The sequence below is a fragment of the Blautia sp. OF03-13 genome, from assembly GCF_003460685.1.
In the GTDB taxonomy this organism is placed as follows: domain Bacteria; phylum Bacillota; class Clostridia; order Lachnospirales; family Lachnospiraceae; genus Fusicatenibacter; species Fusicatenibacter saccharivorans.
The window spans coordinates 24,626-42,602 of sequence record NZ_QTVR01000011.1 but is presented as its reverse complement, the minus strand read 5'-3'; the positions used below and the strand labels follow the sequence as shown (position 1 = coordinate 42,602).

General features: G+C 50.5%; 13 protein-coding genes and 2 pseudogenes. 1 reads left to right on the top strand and 14 read right to left on the bottom strand.

Going from position 1 to position 17,977, the window contains the following annotated elements:
- Positions 1 to 187: 187 nt before the first annotated feature.
- A pseudogene (locus DXA55_RS10120) lies at positions 188 to 2,727 on the bottom strand (heavy metal translocating P-type ATPase).
- Positions 2,728 to 2,980: 253 nt separating this feature from the next.
- Between DXA55_RS10120 and DXA55_RS10115 the strand changes: the two are divergent.
- Positions 2,981 to 3,868 carry a LysR family transcriptional regulator gene (locus DXA55_RS10115; RefSeq protein WP_055228469.1) on the top strand — a complete coding sequence of 296 codons (888 nt, stop codon included), beginning with the start codon at positions 2,981 to 2,983 and terminating at the stop codon, positions 3,866 to 3,868.
- A 99-nt stretch (positions 3,869 to 3,967) separates the two neighbouring features.
- Here DXA55_RS10115 and DXA55_RS10110 read toward each other — a convergent pair whose 3' ends face one another.
- The 13 genes and pseudogenes from DXA55_RS10110 to DXA55_RS10050 form a co-directional block, all read right to left on the bottom strand.
- Positions 3,968 to 4,249, bottom strand: a complete 282-nt coding sequence (locus tag DXA55_RS10110) for a hypothetical protein (RefSeq protein WP_055218286.1) — start codon at positions 4,247 to 4,249, stop codon at positions 3,968 to 3,970.
- 35 nt (positions 4,250 to 4,284) lie between these two features.
- A pseudogene (locus DXA55_RS10105) lies at positions 4,285 to 4,904 on the bottom strand (YoaK family protein).
- Between the two features lie 321 nt (positions 4,905 to 5,225).
- On the bottom strand, positions 5,226 to 7,124 hold the full coding sequence (locus DXA55_RS10100) for an ABC transporter ATP-binding protein (protein ID WP_117814048.1): 1,899 nt from the start codon (positions 7,122 to 7,124) through the stop codon (positions 5,226 to 5,228).
- 2 nt (positions 7,125 to 7,126) lie between these two features.
- Positions 7,127 to 8,899 carry an ABC transporter ATP-binding protein gene (locus DXA55_RS10095; RefSeq protein ID WP_055267077.1) on the bottom strand — a complete coding sequence of 591 codons (1,773 nt, stop codon included), beginning with the start codon at positions 8,897 to 8,899 and terminating at the stop codon, positions 7,127 to 7,129.
- A 330-nt stretch (positions 8,900 to 9,229) separates the two neighbouring features.
- On the bottom strand, positions 9,230 to 10,756 hold the full coding sequence (locus tag DXA55_RS10090) for a Na+/H+ antiporter NhaC family protein (RefSeq protein ID WP_055267079.1): 1,527 nt from the start codon (positions 10,754 to 10,756) through the stop codon (positions 9,230 to 9,232).
- 34 nt (positions 10,757 to 10,790) lie between these two features.
- On the bottom strand, positions 10,791 to 12,038 hold the full coding sequence (locus DXA55_RS10085) for a 3-isopropylmalate dehydratase large subunit (RefSeq protein WP_055218295.1): 1,248 nt from the start codon (positions 12,036 to 12,038) through the stop codon (positions 10,791 to 10,793).
- An 18-nt stretch (positions 12,039 to 12,056) separates the two neighbouring features.
- Positions 12,057 to 12,548, bottom strand: a complete 492-nt coding sequence (locus DXA55_RS10080; RefSeq protein ID WP_022462500.1) for a LeuD/DmdB family oxidoreductase small subunit — start codon at positions 12,546 to 12,548, stop codon at positions 12,057 to 12,059.
- 45 nt (positions 12,549 to 12,593) lie between these two features.
- The gene (locus DXA55_RS10075; protein ID WP_055218299.1) at positions 12,594 to 13,844 is read right to left on the bottom strand and encodes a 3-isopropylmalate dehydratase large subunit; all 1,251 of its coding nucleotides are present in this window, start codon (positions 13,842 to 13,844) and stop codon (positions 12,594 to 12,596) included.
- A 5-nt stretch (positions 13,845 to 13,849) separates the two neighbouring features.
- Positions 13,850 to 14,332: a LeuD/DmdB family oxidoreductase small subunit gene (locus DXA55_RS10070; RefSeq protein WP_055218301.1), complete on the bottom strand. Its 483-nt coding sequence runs from the start codon at positions 14,330 to 14,332 to the stop codon at positions 13,850 to 13,852.
- A gap of 134 nt (positions 14,333 to 14,466) precedes the next feature.
- Positions 14,467 to 15,111, bottom strand: coding sequence for a pyroglutamyl-peptidase I (gene pcp / locus DXA55_RS10065; protein WP_022462497.1), 645 nt, complete (start codon positions 15,109 to 15,111; stop codon positions 14,467 to 14,469).
- A gap of 48 nt (positions 15,112 to 15,159) precedes the next feature.
- Positions 15,160 to 16,149 carry a peptidase gene (locus tag DXA55_RS10060; RefSeq protein WP_242998481.1) on the bottom strand — a complete coding sequence of 330 codons (990 nt, stop codon included), beginning with the start codon at positions 16,147 to 16,149 and terminating at the stop codon, positions 15,160 to 15,162.
- 111 nt (positions 16,150 to 16,260) lie between these two features.
- On the bottom strand, positions 16,261 to 17,214 hold the full coding sequence (locus tag DXA55_RS10055; protein ID WP_022462495.1) for a DUF979 domain-containing protein: 954 nt from the start codon (positions 17,212 to 17,214) through the stop codon (positions 16,261 to 16,263).
- Between the two features lie 12 nt (positions 17,215 to 17,226).
- Positions 17,227 to 17,925, bottom strand: coding sequence for a 5-oxoproline transporter, DUF969 family subunit (locus tag DXA55_RS10050; protein WP_117814046.1), 699 nt, complete (start codon positions 17,923 to 17,925; stop codon positions 17,227 to 17,229).
- Between the last annotated feature and the right edge of the window lie 52 nt (positions 17,926 to 17,977).

The following is a 17,977-nucleotide window of genomic DNA, read 5'->3' as shown; positions in this document are numbered from 1 at the left end:
AAAACCTCCTGATCCTAAAAACCCTTTTGTTTTTGCTCTTCTTTTTCTCTATCCTAACGGATTTTTGTCCTTTTGTCACGAAAATTCCGAACAAATTGCAATATTTTTGCTATATCTGGTAAAAAAAGGAAACGCGCCCGGAAATTTTCATTCCAGGCGCGTTTCCCTTTTCTCAATGTTTCCTGTTTTACTGGATTCCTTTTACGGTGTAATCCTGTGCCTCTACGGCTGTTTTCAGCACATTGTCTGATACCGGAGCTGTCAGTGTTACAACGGCTGTTCCTTTTTCATGGCTTACTTCTGCGGATGCAACACCCTCGATTGCCTCAAGTGTTTTCTTCACTCTTGCCTCGCAGTGGCCGCACATCATGCCCTCGATTGTCATGGTTTTTACCATTCCCTGTTCTGTTGTCATGTTCAGATCCTCCTTTTGAATTTCGTTTTTGATTCTTTTATCTTTTGACGCGTCATGCATCCGAAACAGATTCAGACGCAGGGCGTTTGTCACAACGCAGAAGCTCGAAAGGCTCATCGCCGCCGCACCGAACATCGGGTTCAGCTTCCAGCCGAACAGCGGGATCCATACGCCCGCAGCCAGCGGAATACCGATGATATTGTAAATGAGGCCCAGAACAAATTCTCGTGAATGTTCCTGAGGGTCGCACGGCTTAAGCGGATCGCTGCCGGTACATCGGAGAGGCGGCTCTTCATCAGGACAACGTCTGCCGCATCGATCGCGATATCGGTTCCTGCTCCGATGGCAATACCGATATCCGCACTGGTCAGAGCCGGTGCATCGTTGATGCCGTCTCCTACCATCGCTACTTTTCCTTTTTCTTTCAGGCGGCTGATGACCGCTTCTTTTCCATCCGGCAGAACGCCTGCGATGACTTCGTCCACACCTGCCTGTGCGCCGATGGCACGCGCGGTGCGCTCATTGTCTCCGGTCAGCATCACGACACGGATTCCCATATTCTGCAGCTCTTTCACCGCACGCGGGCTGTCCTCTTTGATGACATCCGCAACCGCGATCATACCGAGCATCTTTCCGTCTTCACTGAAGAACAGCGGTGTCTTTCCTTCTTCGGAAAGTTTTGCTGCCTGCTCTTCCATCTGTTTCGAGAGAACCGCTTTTTTCGTAATCAGTGCGCGGTTGCCTCCGCAGAGCTCTTTTCCGTTCCGTTTTGCCACAAGGCCGTTTCCAGGAAGCGCAGAGAAATCACTGACTTCTTCGCGGGCCAGGCCTTTTTCCTCTGCAAGTGCAAGAATCGCACGGGCCAGCGGATGCTCACTTTTGTGCTCCAGTGCAAAGGCACCTTTTAAAAGCTCCTCCTCACTTACACCGTCCGCCGGGACAAGATCGGTTACCTGCGGCTCTCCGCTTGTGATGGTTCCAGTCTTATCGAGTGCAACGATCTGTGTTTTTCCTGTCTCCTCGAGAGAAACTGCGGTTTTGAACATCGTTCCGTGTTTTGCTCCCATTCCGTTTCCGACCATGATCGCAACCGGTGTTGCAAGGCCGAGCGCACATGGGCAGCTGATAACGAGAACGGAAATACCTCTTGCAAGAGCAAAGCCGACGCTCTCTCCTGCAAACAGCCAGATCACAATTGTAGCAAGTGCAATGCAGATAACGGCCGGCACAAAAATACCGGAAACTTTATCGGCCACTTCGGCGATCGGCGCTTTTGTCGCTGCCGCATCGCTGACCATCTGAATGATCTGGGAGAGTGTTGTGTCTTCTCCGACTCTCGTCGCCTCACAGGTCAGGAAACCGGACTGGTTTAAGGTCGCCGCCGATACGCGGTCGCCGGCCTCTTTATCCACCGGAACACTCTCGCCAGTCAGCGCGGATTCGTTGACGGCACTCGTTCCCTCCAGGACAACGCCGTCCACCGGAATATTTTCGCCCGGGCGGACGATGAAATGATCGCCCTTTTTCACCTGATCAATGCCGACTTCCACTTCTTTTCCGTCTCTTAAGAGAACAGCGGTCTTCGGAGCCAGCTTCATCAGACTCTTTAACGCATCGGTCGTTTTTCCTTTGGAAATCGACTCCAGCATTTTTCCGACGGTAATCAGGGTCAGAATCATGGCTGCGGACTCGAAGTAAAATTCATGCATATAGCTCATGACTGCATCCATGTCCCCCTGTACCTGCGCTCCCGTCATGGCAAACAGGGCGTAGACGCTGTATACAAACGATGCGGTAGAACCAAGCGCTACCAGCGTGTCCATGTTCGGTGCTTTATGCCAGAGGCTCTTGAAACCGCTGATAAAGAATTTCTGGTTGATGACCATGACCGCAACGGTAAGCAGGAGCTGTACCAGTCCCATTGCGATGTGGTTTCCTTCAAAGAATTTCGGCAGCGGCCATCCCCACATCATATGGCCCATGGAGAAATACATGAGCGGAATCAAAAGAAAAACGGAACTCACCAGACGGCGTCTCATGACCGGTGTTTCCTTGTCTTTCAGCATCTCTTCGTATTCTGCTGTGGAAGCCGACTGTGATGTGCTTCCCTTCTCGCCTTTTTTCGATGCACCGTAGCCTGCATTTTCCACGGCGGCAATAATCTCTGCCGGGGAGGCCGTTCCCTCCACGCCCATGGAATTTGTCAGAAGGCTGACTGCGCAGGATGTGACACCGGGTACCTTTGACACGGCTTTTTCGACACGGGTCTGGCAGGCGGCGCAGCTCATACCGGTTACATTGTACTGTTCCATCGTATGTCTTCCTTTCTGTAGTTTTGGCTTTTCTTTTTCGCATACCCTAATGGGGTATCTTATTTTCTTCTACACTATATACCCTGTCCGGGTATTTTGCAAGTGTTTTTTCAAAAAATTTCCACTTCTCTTCTGCCATCCCCCGCACAATCCGGCCGGACCATCCTCAGAAATCCCTTGACAACCCGGCGCATGTATTTTATATTGAAGCAATCATGGATGATTTTTTCTTCTTCATCCTTCGGAGGTTTTTATGATTACATATGATTATTATCGCATTTTTTACTTCGTAGCACAATATCACAGCTTTACAAAAGCCGCGGAAATTCTGAAAAACAACCAGCCCAACATCACACGGTGCATGAACAATCTGGAAAGTGAGCTTGGCTGCAAACTTTTTATCCGTTCCCACCAGGGTGTCACACTGACAGCGGAGGGCGAAAAGGTGTATGAGCGTGTGGCCGTTGCCTACGAACAGCTCCGCACGGTTGAGGAGGAGCTGGCTCTTGAGCGGTCTCTTGAGAGCGGCCTTATCACAATCGGTGCGAGCGAGACGGCACTTCGTCTGATGCTGCTCTCCCGCCTGGAGCACTTCCACACCCGCTATCCGCACGTCCGCCTGCGCATCTCCAACCACTCGACGCCGCAGGCCATCCAGGCGCTCGAAAACGGTCTGGTCGACTTCGCAGTCGTCACAAGCCCGGTGGAAATCCGCAAACCGCTGCACAAGATCCCGATTTTCCCATTCCAGGAAATTCTGATCGGCGGATCGAAATATGCATCCCTTTCCGCAGAGCCGCATCATCTCGGCGAATTGTCAGAATATCCTTTTATCTCGCTTGCCAAAGACACCGGCACGCGGGAGCTGTACGCCGAGTACTTTCTGAATCACAGCCTCGCCTTCCACCCCGATATGGAGGCGGCGACGACGGATCAGATTCTTCCTATGGTCGAGTATAACCTCGGCATCGGATTTTATCCGGAGGAGCTGGCACGCGATGCCTTAAAGAGCCGTACCGTCTGTCGGATTCCGCTCATCGAGGAGGCCCCCAAACGTGAAATCTGTCTTATCATCAACCCGCGGCAGCACCAGAACGCGGCGGCAAAAGAGCTGATCGGGGAGCTTCTGGAACGCGTATAAGATTTTATGAACTTTTGTTTGAAACAGAAAAAGACCCTGCGTACCGGCGGACGGAACATCGCTGCTCCATCCTTCCCGTATACAGGGTCTCTTTTTTATTTATGCCTGCTGTCTGGAAATCTGCTCTTTTTTATGCGGCATGGCAAAGACCATCGCCGTGTAGGAAAGCATTGCGCCTGTGATGTAGAAGAACATCAGAAATCCGCTCCGGTTCAGCACAGCGATGCGGACGATTCCAATCCAGAAACCGACGTTGGACGCCAGGGAGAACACACGCGCAAACATCATGTTTTTCTCCTCACCCTTTGCCAGGCGGACGATCAGCAGCAGCATGGCCGCTGAAAAGAATAGTGTCATACAGCACTCCAGAAATACTTCCATTTTTTCAGCCTTCTTTCTTCACTCTCTCTTATTTCTCAGCGGTACTTTTCCAGTGACATCAGAAGGAAGCTCACCAGAAGAAGTCCGCAGGAAATCCAGATTACGTGGATTCCATACAGCATGGAGAACACGCCTCCGATTCCGGCGCCGATGGCGAAAGCCAGAATCACGCCGAAATAGTATCCGGCCTGACGGAGCTGTTCTTTTTTCTTATCCCGCAGATACATGGACAGCGCTGCGGTTCCGCTTCGCAGGTTTCCGATGCACATGGTGCTTGCATACGAATAACCGCCGACCTTGCGGAAGGTCTGTACCTGAATCGCGCACGCAAACGATACGAGCATCGCCGCGAGCATATTATAAGAGGACGGAATAAATCCGACGATCGCAAGGATCACAATTTCCGCCGCGAGAAGTACCTGCGCCAGTGCAGCCTCTTTGCATACCGGTAATGCTCCTGGAAATTTTCTGCCAGAAATACACCCATCGCAAAAAAGAGGATCGGGAATAGATACCGAAGGCCTGCCGTAAAGTTTCCTTCCAGAAAGTTCTGGCTCATCAGCACAACGTTTCCCGTCTGGGCATTTGAGAATACTTCATCTCTGCAATTGTACGTGTAGGCATCCTGAAAACCGCCGGACAGCGCCAGAAACATACTGTTGATAAATGCTTCCGACATCTGATTTTCCGAGAGCAGGCGTCCTACAAGGCTTGCTTTCTTTTCCATACATTTTCCCTTTCTTTCAACAGACGGCCCGGCTTTTTGGTGCCTGCCGTTTTGCTTCCCTTATTATAACCGCCCGCTTTTTGAGATGGAAAAACGGATATCGTATTATGCTCATATATTTTTCATATGACTATATTGATATAAAATTATTTTAATATGATACACCGTAAAAAAGGGAGAAATTTTGTCACTTTGCACAAACAAAATTTCTCCCTTTTTGTAAATTGTCTTTATTGTTCTAAAATTTTCTTACTTTCTTCCTCTCTGTTTCTCACTCTGCTCGCGGTGGTACTGCAGCGTGTAGAGCTGGTAATATCTTCCCTGCGCTGCTAAAAGCTCCTGATGCGTTCCATGCTCCACGATTTTTCCGTGGGACAGTACGATAATCTCATCCGCATGCTGGATCGTCGAAAGACGGTGCGCTACGATCAGCATCGTTCCGATATTCTTCATCTTTTCCATGGAATCCTGGATCAGAAGCTCGGTTTCGGTGTCGATGTTCGCCGTCGCCTCGTCAAGGATCATGACCGAAGGCTTATGGATAATGGTACGCGCAAACGAGAGAAGCTGGCGCTGTCCGGCGGAGAAGTTGTTTCCTCTCTCCCGCACCGGCTCGTCGAGGCCGTGATCCAGCTTGTTGATAAACTGGTCAGCATTCACGTAATGGCAGACGTCCATGATCTCCTCATCGGAAATCCCCTCCTCGCGGAGAATAATGTTGCTGCGGATCGTTCCCGAGAACAGGAAGACATCCTGCAGCATCTGGCCGAATTTTTTCCGCAGGGAATCGATCTTGATCTTTCGGATGTCGATGCCGTCGATCAGAATCTCACCCTTCTGGAACTCGTAGTTCCGGCAGATCAGGGAAAGAATCGTCGATTTTCCGGAACCGGTGGAACCCACAAATGCGATTGTCTCTTTCGGGTTGACGTGGAACGAAACGCCTTTTAACACCCACTCGCCCGGGATATAGGAAAACCATACATCGCGGAACTCAATTTCGCCCCTGATGTCGGTAAGCTCGATCGCATCCGGCGCATCCTGCATTTTTGGCTCGAGATCCAGAATCGAGAATACTTTCTCGGCGGATGCAAATGCGGACTGCAGCCAGTTGAACTGCTCCGCCAGGTTCTGGATCGGGTTGAAGAATTTTGAAATATACATGTAAAAGCTGACGATCATACCGCTGGTAAGCGTCTGGCCGAGGAACGACGTTCCCTCCAGATAGCCCTTGCCGCCTAAATACAAAAGGCAGAGCACGGAGCTGATATACAGCATGTAGACGAGCGGACGGAAAATACCAAACACGAAAATCTGCTCCTGCTGTGCGCGGCCGAGTGCGTTGCTCTTGTCGGTAAACTCGCGCATCTTGGCATCCTCGCGGTTGAAGATCTGTGTGATTTTCATACCGGAAAGGTTCTCCGACAGATACGTGTTGATGTCCGTAGTACAGTCTTTTACTTTCCGGTGTGCTCTTCGCGAGAATTTGCGGAAAATAATCGAGAACAGCACGATAAACGGCACGAAACAGAGCACCATCAGCGTCAGCTCATAGTTCAGAAACAGCATCGCAATCAGAATACCGATGATCACGAAGAAGTTCTTCAGAAGATTGACCAGAAGGTTGGTGAACATCAGCGAAATCGCGTTCGTATCGTTTGTCGTTCTCGTGACAAGCTTTCCGACCGGAATCTCATTTAACTGCTCGTGGGAAAGGCGCTCGATGTGGACGAACAGATCCTCCCTCATATTGGAAATGATTTTCTGACCCGTCTTCTGCAGAATCACGGCCTGGAAATACGTGCACGCCATCGAGACAAGAAGGATTGCCGCATAGCCCGCTACCCACAGAAACAGGGTATTCAGCGCGAATTTTCCAACGACGAGCTCCTCAATTTTGCCGACGATCAGCGGCGAAATGATATCGTACGCGATCGAAAACAGCATCAGAAAACCAACAACGATAAACTGGCGGTAAAACGGCTTTGCGTAATCCATCAGACGCTGCATGATTTCACTGTCTTTCATGTTCCGCTCAAAGCCGGTTTCTTTTTCTCCATCTTTCACTACAAACGCGGCCACAATCAGCAGGGTGGAAATCACGCCGATGATCGCGCCGACCCAGAGAATCGGATAATAATTGTGCATTTCTACTCCTCCCCCGCTTCCTCTTCAAGTTTCTGCAGATCGACCATCTTGCGGTACGCCGTGCAGGTCCGGTACAGATCCTCGTGTTTTCCGACTGCATGGACTTCTCCGTCCTCGACGAACACGATCTTGTCCATCTGCTCCACCGTTGAAATCCGGTGTGCGATCAGAATTGTCGTCAGTCCCTCACGTTTTTTGAGATTGTCGAGAATCGTGCGCTCTGTTTTGGTATCGACCGCAGAGACGGAATCGTCGAGAATCAGAATCGGTGCGTGTTTCATCAGCGCACGCGCAATCGAGATTCGCTGCTTCTGTCCGCCGGAAACCGTCACACCGCGCTCGCCAAGAACGGTGCGGTAGCCCTCTTTGAACTCTGCGATATTGTCATGGACATCGGACATCATCGCCGCATCCTCAATGGCCTCCTGGTTTTCGTCATCAAAGGCGAAGGAAATATTGCCGGAAATCGTGTCGGAGAACAGGAAGTTGTCCTGCGGCACGTAGGCACAGCCCTCACGCACGGAGTGGATGGAAACGGTGTTGACATCGTGGTCATCAATGAACAGCGTTCCGTCCGGCACGTTGTAGGTGCGGAGCAGCAGATCGACGATGGTCGTTTTTCCGGAACCGGTCTTTCCGACGATGCCGACACTCTCGCCCGGCTCAATGGTAAACGATACGTTTTTCAGCACATCGTACTCCCCGTCCGGATAGCGGAAGGTCAGATTGCGGAACTCGATTTTTCCATGGATGGACGGCAGATCCTGCACACCGCCGCGGTCCTTCACATCGACTTTTGCGTCAAGCAGTTCCGTAATACGGTTTAAGGACGCTTTTCCACGGGATGTCTTCTCGATCAGCATGGAGACCGCCATGATCGGCCATACAACGGCCGAGAAATAGCCGATATACTCGACAAGCTGGCCGGCGTCGAAGCTTCCGCAGTAAACGAGATAGCCGCCGTAGCCTAAGATTACGCAGATGACGGACTCGACGAACAGCGTTACCATAATGTTCAGCAGTGTGGAAATTTTGGTATATTCTACGTTGATGTCCTCGTTCTCGCGGTTCAGTCTACGGAACATCATCAGCTCTTTCGTCTCTTTGACGAATGCTTTGATGACAGCAAGACCGGAATAGTTTTCCTGCGCGAAATCGGACAGCTCGGAAAAGGCCGCCTGGCGCTCTTCCCACTTTTTCATCAGGTATTTGCCGAGCGTTGTGCCGGCGGCCATCAGAAATGCCATCGGGATCATGGAAAGGCCGGTCAGGAAGTGGTTCATGCGCCACATTTTGATCACGGCAAGCAGGCCTAAAAACAGCGCATCGCAGAACATCAGAATACCGTCGCCGAAGCACTCCTGCACGGTATCGAGATCGTTCGTGTAAAGGCTCATCAGGTTTCCGACTTTGTTGACCTGATAATACTCCTGGGACAGCTCCTTGCTGTGCGCGAACATGCAGGTACGAAGATCGGTCACCACGCGGATCGCGGAGCCGAAAAAGCAGACTCGCCACAGGAAACGGCCGACTACCATGACGATAATGGTAATAATCATGGGCCGGCAGACCTGATTCAGCAGAAATTCCATATCAAACACCGCCGCCTGGCCGTTGACCAGAACAGGGTCGCCGTTCATGCCGTTGATGACCATGCGGTACAGCTCCGGTATGAAAAGCTGGAAATAATCTACGAGAATCAGCGCTGCAAGACCGAGAATCAGAATGGGCGCATTCTTCAGGTAGTATTTGTTAATGTACTTTCCAAATATCATATATTTTCTCCCTCTTTTTGTTTTTGCCATTGTCTGCTATGATCTTTCTGACCATAACAGTCCTTCCCTTTTCCAAAGCGTTTTCGCCCCGGAATGCCTCCTTTCTTCTCCTGCATTTCACAGCTCCGATGCAATTTTAACAGAGATAAACAGAAGGAACTGGACTTTGAAAAATCCAATTCCTTCTGTTCCAATTCACATTCCTGCTCCAAAAGCGTTCCGCTTCTTCTTTGCAGGACACCGTTGTCCTGTGAATGTTTGTTCTATTTTTTAGTATACGGTTCTTTTTCTCTCCCGTCAAGCATTTCACGCGTTTTTCTGTTTTCTTTTTTATTTTTTGCCGTTTTCCGCTTTTTTTGCGCAAAATCTGCGCATTCCGGTTAAAACAGCCAAAAGAAGAAGAAGGCTGACGCCAAGTGTGATCCACCACGTTCTGGTCACGGCTGCAATCAGATATCCCACCAGGCAGACACACGCCGTAACGGCCGCATACTGCATCTGCGTCGATACGTGGTTCAGATGGTTGCTCTGCGCACCCGCACTTGACATAACCGTCGTATCCGAGATCGGCGAAATATGGTCACCGCAGACCGCCCCTGCCAGGACGGCGGATACCGAGATAATCATCATCTCCAGATTTGTTCCGGCTGCGAACATGCCCGTTGCAATCGGCACAAGAATCGCGAACGTTCCCCAGGAGGTTCCCGTCGAAAAGGAAAGGAACACCGCCACGGCGAACAGCACCACCGGGATAAAAATACTTGCGGATGCATGGTCTCCCACGACGCTTCCGACAAACTGGGCCAGGCCCATCGCATCACCGACGCCTTTTAAGGTCCACGCAAAGACGAGAATCGTAACCGCCGGAACCATCAGCTTGAAGCCCTCGGACAGGCTGTCCATAAAGCTCTTGAAGGTGATGACCTTCCGCGGCAGATACAGCGCCATCATAAACAGGATCGTCACGACGGAGGCAAAAATCAGACTCGTCTCTGCATCACATCCTGCGAACGCGGAAATCACATTGTCCGCGCCGCCGAGGAAGCCAGTGTAAACCATCGCTCCGATCGCTGATACAATCAGTACGGCAACCGGGAGCACGAGGTCGATGACTTTTCCGTTCGGATTGACCTCCTGCTCGGAAACCTGCTCAAACTCCTCGCCTCCGGTCGTGAAAAGATCACCTTTGGCGGCATTATCCTCGTGGAGCTTCATCTGACCAAAATCAAAGCCGGTGTAGCAGATGTAAAAGACCATCGCAATTGTAAGGATCGCATACAGGTTATACGGAATTGTCCGCAGAAACAGCTGGAATCCGCTGATTCCCGCATCCGCCGGCACATACGAGTTGACGGCTGCCGCCCAGCTTGAGATCGGCGCGATAATGCAGATCGGCGCTGCGGTGGAGTCGATGATGTATGCGAGTTTCGCGCGGGAAACCTTGTGGCTGTCTGTGACCGGGCGCATGACAGAGCCGACTGTCAGACAGTTGAAATAGTCATCCACAAAAATCAGAACACCAAGCCCCATCGTTGCCAGAAGCGCACTCCGCTTCGTTTTGATCTTCGTCCCCGCCCATTTTCCATATGCCGCCGAGCCGCCGGATTTCGCCATCAGCACGACAACCATGCCAAGCAGGATATCGAAGATCAGAATGTTGATGTTCATGCTGTTCCGTAAAATTTCAAAGAAGCTTGTGAACGCATCCCACGGATGGAAGCCGGTGTACAAAAGGACACCGACTGCCGATCCGATGAACAGGGAACTGTAAACTTCTTTTGTTACAAATGCAAGCAGAATTGCAAGCAGCGGCGGGACGAGTGCCCACCAGGTTCCGATAAACATTGAACCATTCATGTCGTCTGTTTTCCCTTTCTGCTGTTAAGTTCGTTTACACTTCCGGCGTCACAATTTTTCCAGCTACTGCACATGCTGCCGCTGTCTTTGGAGATGCCAGATAAATTTCAACTTTAGAAGTACCCATTCTTCCAAGAAAGTTTCGGTTGTTCGTTGCTACAACACGCTCGCCGTCAGAGAGGATTCCGCCCGCTCTTCCGCAGCACAGACCGCAGCCTGGATGTGTAATCATGGCGCCTGCCTCTGCCAGTGTATCGAGAATGCCCATTTTGCTTGCCTGCAGATAAATCTTGCGGCTTGCCGGTGTTACGATCAGTTTTACGTAGTCGGCTACTTTTTTGCCTTTTAAAACCTCGGCTGCCGCCTGCAGATCCTCGAGACGGCCGTTCGTACAGGAACCGATGAAGACCTGATCGATCGGGGTTCCCTCGAGAACGCTGGTATCACGGATCTTGTCTACCTGGGACGGGCATGCCATAACCGGCACAAAATCCTCGGCGCGGTAGGTGATGGTGCACAGATATTTTGCATCCTCATCGCCTTTTAAGCTCTTCTGGTAGTCATTGAGTTCGATCTCGCAGTATTCTGCGGTCTTCTCATCCGGGGTAAAAAGTGCACATTTGGCACCTGCCTCGATCGCCATGTTGGCAATCGTCATACGGCTTGCCACGGTCATATTTTCTACGGTGCTTCCTGAGAACTCCAGTGCGCGGTACGTTGCGCCGTCTGCACCGAGGTCACCGATCAGACGCAGGATAATGTCTTTTGACATCACATTTTTCGGCAGCTCGCCTTCGATGACAACTTTGATCGTCTCCGGCACTTTGATCCACATCGTACCCGTTCCAAGGATGCTCGCCATCTCTGTGTAGCCGATTCCGGAAGAGAATGCACCGACACAGCCGTATGTCGTCGTGTGGCTGTCGGTTCCGAAAACAACGTCGCCCGGTTTTACGTAACCTGCCTCTGTCATTAACTGATGGCAGATTCCGTCGCTTCTGTGTACGTTTTTCATGCCGTATTTCTTTGCAAATTCATCGCCTTTGTGGAAATGTCTCGTATCGTCCACCTGGCTTGCCGGAACGAGGTGGTCGTAGATCAGAACGACTTTATCCGGGTCCCACAGTTTGGTAAAGCCCATCTCCTCGAATTTATCGCCGACAAACGGGATGAAGATATCATGAATCATGACTCTGTCCACGTTGACCGTCACAATGTCGCCCGGTTTTACGTCTTTTCCGGTGTTGTGGCGGATGATTTTTTCAATTACTGTATTGCCCATCGTTTCTTCCTCCCGCTCTTAGTCCAGTCCGTTGCGCTTGCGCATTGCCTTTACCAGGCCGCCTGCCTGAATGATATCCATCAGGTTCTCCGGCAGAGCTGCGATCGGGTATGTTTTTCCGTTGTAATCGACATGCTCATTCATCTTGACGGTGATGGTGTCGCCCTCTTTGATATCGTCGTGCAGATCCGGCTGCTCGATCAGAAGAAGACCGTTGTTGATAGAGTTGCGGAAAAAGATCCGGGCAAAGGACTTCGCGATGACGCAGGAAATGCCGAGCGCCTTGATGATCTCCGGTGCCTGCTCTCTCGAGGAGCCGCAGCCGAAGTTCTTTCCTGCCACGATGATGTCGCCCTTTTCGATCTGTCCGGCCAGTTCCGGGCGGAGCGGGGAAAAGCCGTACTGTTTCATATCGTCAATTGTCTTTAAAGCAAGATACTCGGTCGGGATAATGATATCGGTATCAATATCGTCTCCAAGCACCCATACTTTTCCTGTAAATGCTTCCATATGTTTATTCTCCCAAAAATATTATATATCCCTCAAAGAAAATGGTCAGATCTGATCTGCCGTCGCAATCTTTCCGGCAATTGCGGATGCGGTTACGGTTGCGGCAGAGCCCAAGTATACTTTGGAGCTTGGATGACCGGCACGGCCCTTGAAGTTACGGGTTCCGGTGCTGATCAGCACTTCGTTCTCGCCGATGACACCCTGGCAGCTTCCCCAGCAGACGCTGCAGTTCGGGTTCATGACGATGGCTCCGGCCTCCATGAAGGTGTCGATGATGCCTTCTTTTAATGCCTGGCGGTAGATCGTCTGGCTTGCCGGAACAACGAGGAAACGGACGCCCTCTGCGACTTTCTTTCCGCGGATGATCTCTGCGCCGACGCGGAGATCTTCGATTCTTCCGTTGTTGCAGGATCCAAGGAATGCTTCGTTGATCGGCGTTCCGCAGGTCTCTTCTGCCGGAACAACGCGGTCTACGAAATCCGGTTTTGCAACAACCGGGCGGACTTTGGAAAGGTCAAAGGTGTACTCTCTGACGTATTTTGCGTCCGGATCGCTGTGAAAGATTTCTTTTGGCTCTCTTCCGTGCTCTTTCAGGTACTCGATGGCTTTCTCATCTGCCTCAAAGATACCGGTCTTGGCACCGGCCTCAACTGCCATGTTGCAAAGTGCCATACGGTCGCTGATGCTTAAAGTCTTTGCACCCTCACCGGTAAACTCCATCACCTGGTAGTTGCATCCGTTTGCGCCGACCTCGCCGATGATGGTGAGAATCAGATCTCTCGCATAAACGCCCTCCGGCAGTTTTCCTACAAGATTGAATTTTACGCTTTCCGGTACGAGTACCCAGGAAGTTCCCGTTACCATGCCGTACAGGAAATCGGTACAGCCGACACCGGTGCCGAATGCGCCGAGTGCTCCGTAAGAGCAGGTATGGCTGTCAGCGCCGAAGATCAGCTCGCCCGGGCGGACATAGTTCTCAATCATCACCTGATGGCATACACCTTTTCCTTCCCAGAAGTCAATGTTGTTCTCTCTTGCAAAATCACGCATCTTTTTCTGGGATGCTGCTGTTTTCGGGCTGTCGGACGGCACGTTGTGGTCGACGATGAAAACGAGCTTTTTCGGATCCGCAATGTGCGGGTGGTTTAATTTGTTGCGGTACATATCAACCGTCAGATGGGTGGTTCCGTCGTTGCTCATCAGACGATCCAGTGTTACGGTGTGGATATCTCCCGGCTTTACTTCCGGAACGCCGGCTGCAGCGGCGATAATTTTCTCTGCAATTGTCATTCCCATGGTTCTTACTCCTCCTCGCGGTTCAAAGAGGCAATCAAGCCTCCCTGATTCAGTATGTTCTGCATATATTCCGGCAGTTTGGTGCAGGTGTACGTTTTGCCGTTCACCTCTGCGGTTCCCTCGGACATATGGAGGACCATGGTGTCCCCGTCTTCTACGGCATCCGGCAGGTCTTTACAGACAATCGCCGGCAGACCGATGTTGATGGCATTGCGGAAAAAGATTCTGGCGAAGGATTTTGCGATGACGGCCTGCACGCCGAGTGCTTTTAAGACGCCTGGTGCCTGCTCTCTTGAAGAACCGCAGCCGAAGTTTTCTCCTCCTACGACAAAATCTCCCGGTTTTACTTTTTTTGCAAAGTCCGGATCTAACGATTCAAACGCATGGCCTTTCATCTCATCCAGATTCGGCAGAAGCAGATACTGGGACGCGATGATCTGGTCTGTATCAAGGTCATTATGAAATTTAAAAATTTTACCCTGTTCCATTTTCTTTCGTTCCTTTCGCATAAAAATTCTGACAAAATCTATTGTAACACAAAAGATATGGTTTGCAAAAGGAAAAAAAGCAAAAAATATAGGCCGCCTCACCTTTTTCCGGTAAGACGGCCTGAAATGCTTCTTTAGTGGGTCGTTCCCATTGCCTCTTTTACTTCTTCTTTGTTGGTTACAACCGCCTCAATGCAGTACTCCAGAGATTTTGCAATCGTTTCCAGCGGCATGCTTGCCATGGTGCTTGCTTTTCCGACTACCTGCTCGCATGCGAACGGTACGTGGATGAAGCCTGCGCGGATGTTCGGATATTTCGTTGCGCACAGGTGAAGCACATTGTACATAACGCAGTTGCATACGTAGGTGCCTGCGGTGAAGGATACGTGGCACGGAAGGCCGTGTTCGCGGACGTTCTGAACCATTGCTTTGACCGGAATCGTTGCAAAGTATGCGGTCGGGCCGTCTGCCTGCAGCGGTTCATCGGACGGCTGCTCTCCGGCGTTGTCCGGGATTCTTGCGTCTGCAAGGTTGATGCCGACTTTCTCTACGGTTACGCATGCGCGTCCGCCTGCCTGTCCGACATCGATGACAACGTCCGGATTGTGCTCTTTGATGGCTGCTTCCACACAGGAAATACTTCTGGTAAACTCGGTCGGAATCTCAACTTTTACGATCTCTGCTCCGGCGATGGTATCCGGCAGAAGTTTGATGGCCTCGAATGCCGGGTTCACGCTCTCTCCTCCAAATGGGTCAAATCCTGTTAATAAAACTTTCATCGTCTTTTCTCCTTTTGTCTCTTAATTTTTGTCTCCTGGTTCTGTCCTTTAGTATAACACAGGCTCGGGTGCAATAATCTTTCCCCGGTCCATGATCTGACGGTTATCGGTAAAAATATCGGGTTCCCGGCAGACCAGGTCGAAGTGGCCTTTCGCATTCTGCACGCCGCCGAGCGCGATATTGCGTCCAAGCCCTACGTGGAAGGTTCCATACGCGGATTCATCCTCAATGTAGCAGTTGCCGAGGCAGTTCGAGCACGAATTCAGTCCGATGCCAAGCTCTCCTGCGATATAAATCCGTGGATCGAAATATTCCTCCATGTACTTCTTTAAGCGGATGCCGGTCGGTGTCTCCTCGATATCGACGATTCTGCCGCCTTTGAAGATGATTCTCGTCGGCTCATCGGCTCGTCCGATGTATCCCAGCGATCCGTCGAGCACCATAATGCCCTCTGTCTTTGTCTCCTCGATCGGCACATAGACCTCAATACTTGAGGACGAATAGCCTTTTCCGTCTCTTAATACGCCGTTGAAAAATCCCGGATTGCGGTTCTCTTTGTAGAACATCATATCCGTTCCTGCCGGTGTCGTCACATGCACTTTGCCGGATGAACGGAGATACTTCATAAACAGCTTTGCCATCATGCGGCTCTTTTTCGTGTCCATCAAAAGGAAATCGAACTCCAGAAGACTTCTTCCGTCGTTCGTCGAAAGCGGAAGCGACAGAAACTTTTTGTGCTTCTGAATCGCACGCTTCGCTGCTTTTGTTGTCACAAGCGAATACTCGGTCGCTGCAATGATCGCAGTGTAGGGATCAAAGACCGCCTCGTTATCGTCGAAAAAGATGCCCACATGGCGTCCTTTATTTTCAACAATCAGTGTGTTGACGGACCGCGCTTTTTTCCGCGCCTGCATTTCCAGCGCTTTCGCCTCCGCCTGATGCTCCTTTGATGTCACAATCAGTACTTTATCCCACGCTTTTACTCTTACCCATTCGCGGATGATGATCCGGGCCCCCCGTTCCATGTTCGGTGTCATTTGTTTCTCTTCCTTCTCCTGTCATATCTAGTCGACCATTTTACGGACGTTAAGGCCACCGCCCTTCCCTTTCGGAAAATACGATGACCTTAGTTAGTCTGTCCTGACGATTTACTTTAATACTATCATATAACAGATCTGGAATACAAGCATAATTAATCCAACCAGCACCTGATTTTTGATTACGCCCCAGCGGTCCTTCATATTCAGGATTGCAACCGGTACGATATTGAAGTTTGCTGCCATCGGAGTCATTAAGGTTCCGCAGTAACCGCAGGTCAGTGCGATCATACCGATGACTACCGGATTTGCACCGTATGCCAGTACGAACGGAGCACCGATACCAACCGTCATAACGGTGATGGCTGCAAATGCATTACCCATGATCATGGTGAACAGTACCATACCAACGGCATAAACGATGATACCAATATTAACATTTCCTTTCGGAACAACTTTCTCTACGATTTGTGCAATAACCTCACCAACACCGGCTGCAGTAAAGACACCGCCCAGGCAGCCAAGCAGCTGCGGCAGCATACTGAGCGGTCCTGTAAGGGAAAGGAAACGCTCGGAATCTTTCAGGAAAACCTGCGGTTTGTTCTCTTTCGAGTCGTATGCAACCAGGAAAATAATGGCTACGAGAACACCAAGTGTAATCGCGATCATGGAGCTCATATTGGAGAACAGTGAAAAAGCAAGGGAAAATACAGCAACACAGAATGCCGGAACGAAAATCTTCATTCCAATCTTCTTAAACTGTGCTTCGGTGTGTGCTTTTTCCGGTGCGTTTGTTTTTCCAACCTTTACTTTCTTGAAGATCGGCGGCAGACACATAATAATAACGAGGACACCGGAAACCTTGGCCGGAAGCCAGGTGCCAAGTGCTGTAACAATACCGAACGAACACCAGAAAATGGCTGTTCCGATTCTGGACGGATTTTCTTCATCCAGAAGGTTTTTAATGCCCGCGTAGATTGCAATCAGGCCAACGAGAATCCATACAATATTTAATCCGGCCGTATTAAATGCGGCTGGAACCTGTATAACTTTTAATGCGCTCATCTAGTGTTCCTCCTATTTCTGTGCCTTTTTGCCGGCTGATTTTTCATAGTATTTTTTCGAAATCCGATTGTCTTTTACAATGATATAGACACAGGAAACAACCAGTGAGAATAATGCAACCGGAATTTCAATTGCCGCAAGGTCAATCAGGCTTACTTCATAGCCAAGACCGGCAAGTGTCGTCTGTACCAGAATTCCACCGGCACCGCCGACAAACAGAACCTGGAAGAAGAACCAGGTGAAGTTCTGCATTGCTGCTGCAAGTCCCTTGACTTCTTCTAAGTGCTCTTCGTTTACGGTACCTTCTTTGTTCTCGATCGCACCTTCTGCCATCGGAAGAAGAACCGGACGGATGAATCCGGCAACACCGCCGAATCCTACGTTGAATGCACCGAACAGGCCATTTAATACGCCGTATACAGCGATCAGCTTGCCGGCTGTTGCACTCTTAACTTTCTTAATCAGGTTTGCTGCTGCTTCACGAAGACCGTTTCTTTCAAGCGTACCAGTAACGAGCAGGATCATCATGAAGATCGCCATGCTTCGGTTCGCTACGAAGTTGGTTCCGATGGTCTCAAGAAGACCGCCGACGCCAAGGCCGCCAACGATCCCTGTCGTAATCAGCGCCAGGAAAATGATGAGGATTGAATCCAGTTTCAGCGCGAATCCGACGATAACGATTAACACGCCAAGTAATTTGATGAGTTCCATACCTAAACTCCTCCTTAAATAAAATGTAGTTTTTTTGGATACAGGCTGCTCC

Bases quoted from the DNA above. Each gene is read 5' to 3' on its own strand.
- DXA55_RS10115 (WP_055228469.1), top strand. From the start codon at position 2,981: ATGATTACATATGATTATTATCGCATTTTTTACTTCGTAGCACAATAT.
- DXA55_RS10110 (WP_055218286.1), bottom strand. From the start codon at position 4,249: ATGGAAGTATTTCTGGAGTGCTGTATGACACTATTCTTTTCAGCGGCC.
- DXA55_RS10100 (WP_117814048.1), bottom strand. From the start codon at position 7,124: ATGCACAATTATTATCCGATTCTCTGGGTCGGCGCGATCATCGGCGTG.
- DXA55_RS10095 (WP_055267077.1), bottom strand. From the start codon at position 8,899: ATGATATTTGGAAAGTACATTAACAAATACTACCTGAAGAATGCGCCC.
- DXA55_RS10090 (WP_055267079.1), bottom strand. From the start codon at position 10,756: ATGAATGGTTCAATGTTTATCGGAACCTGGTGGGCACTCGTCCCGCCG.
- DXA55_RS10085 (WP_055218295.1), bottom strand. From the start codon at position 12,038: ATGGGCAATACAGTAATTGAAAAAATCATCCGCCACAACACCGGAAAA.
- DXA55_RS10080 (WP_022462500.1), bottom strand. From the start codon at position 12,548: ATGGAAGCATTTACAGGAAAAGTATGGGTGCTTGGAGACGATATTGAT.
- DXA55_RS10075 (WP_055218299.1), bottom strand. From the start codon at position 13,844: ATGGGAATGACAATTGCAGAGAAAATTATCGCCGCTGCAGCCGGCGTT.
- DXA55_RS10070 (WP_055218301.1), bottom strand. From the start codon at position 14,332: ATGGAACAGGGTAAAATTTTTAAATTTCATAATGACCTTGATACAGAC.
- pcp (WP_022462497.1), bottom strand. From the start codon at position 15,111: ATGAAAGTTTTATTAACAGGATTTGACCCATTTGGAGGAGAGAGCGTG.
- DXA55_RS10060 (WP_242998481.1), bottom strand. From the start codon at position 16,149: ATGACACCGAACATGGAACGGGGGGCCCGGATCATCATCCGCGAATGG.
- DXA55_RS10055 (WP_022462495.1), bottom strand. From the start codon at position 17,214: ATGAGCGCATTAAAAGTTATACAGGTTCCAGCCGCATTTAATACGGCC.
- DXA55_RS10050 (WP_117814046.1), bottom strand. From the start codon at position 17,925: ATGGAACTCATCAAATTACTTGGCGTGTTAATCGTTATCGTCGGATTC.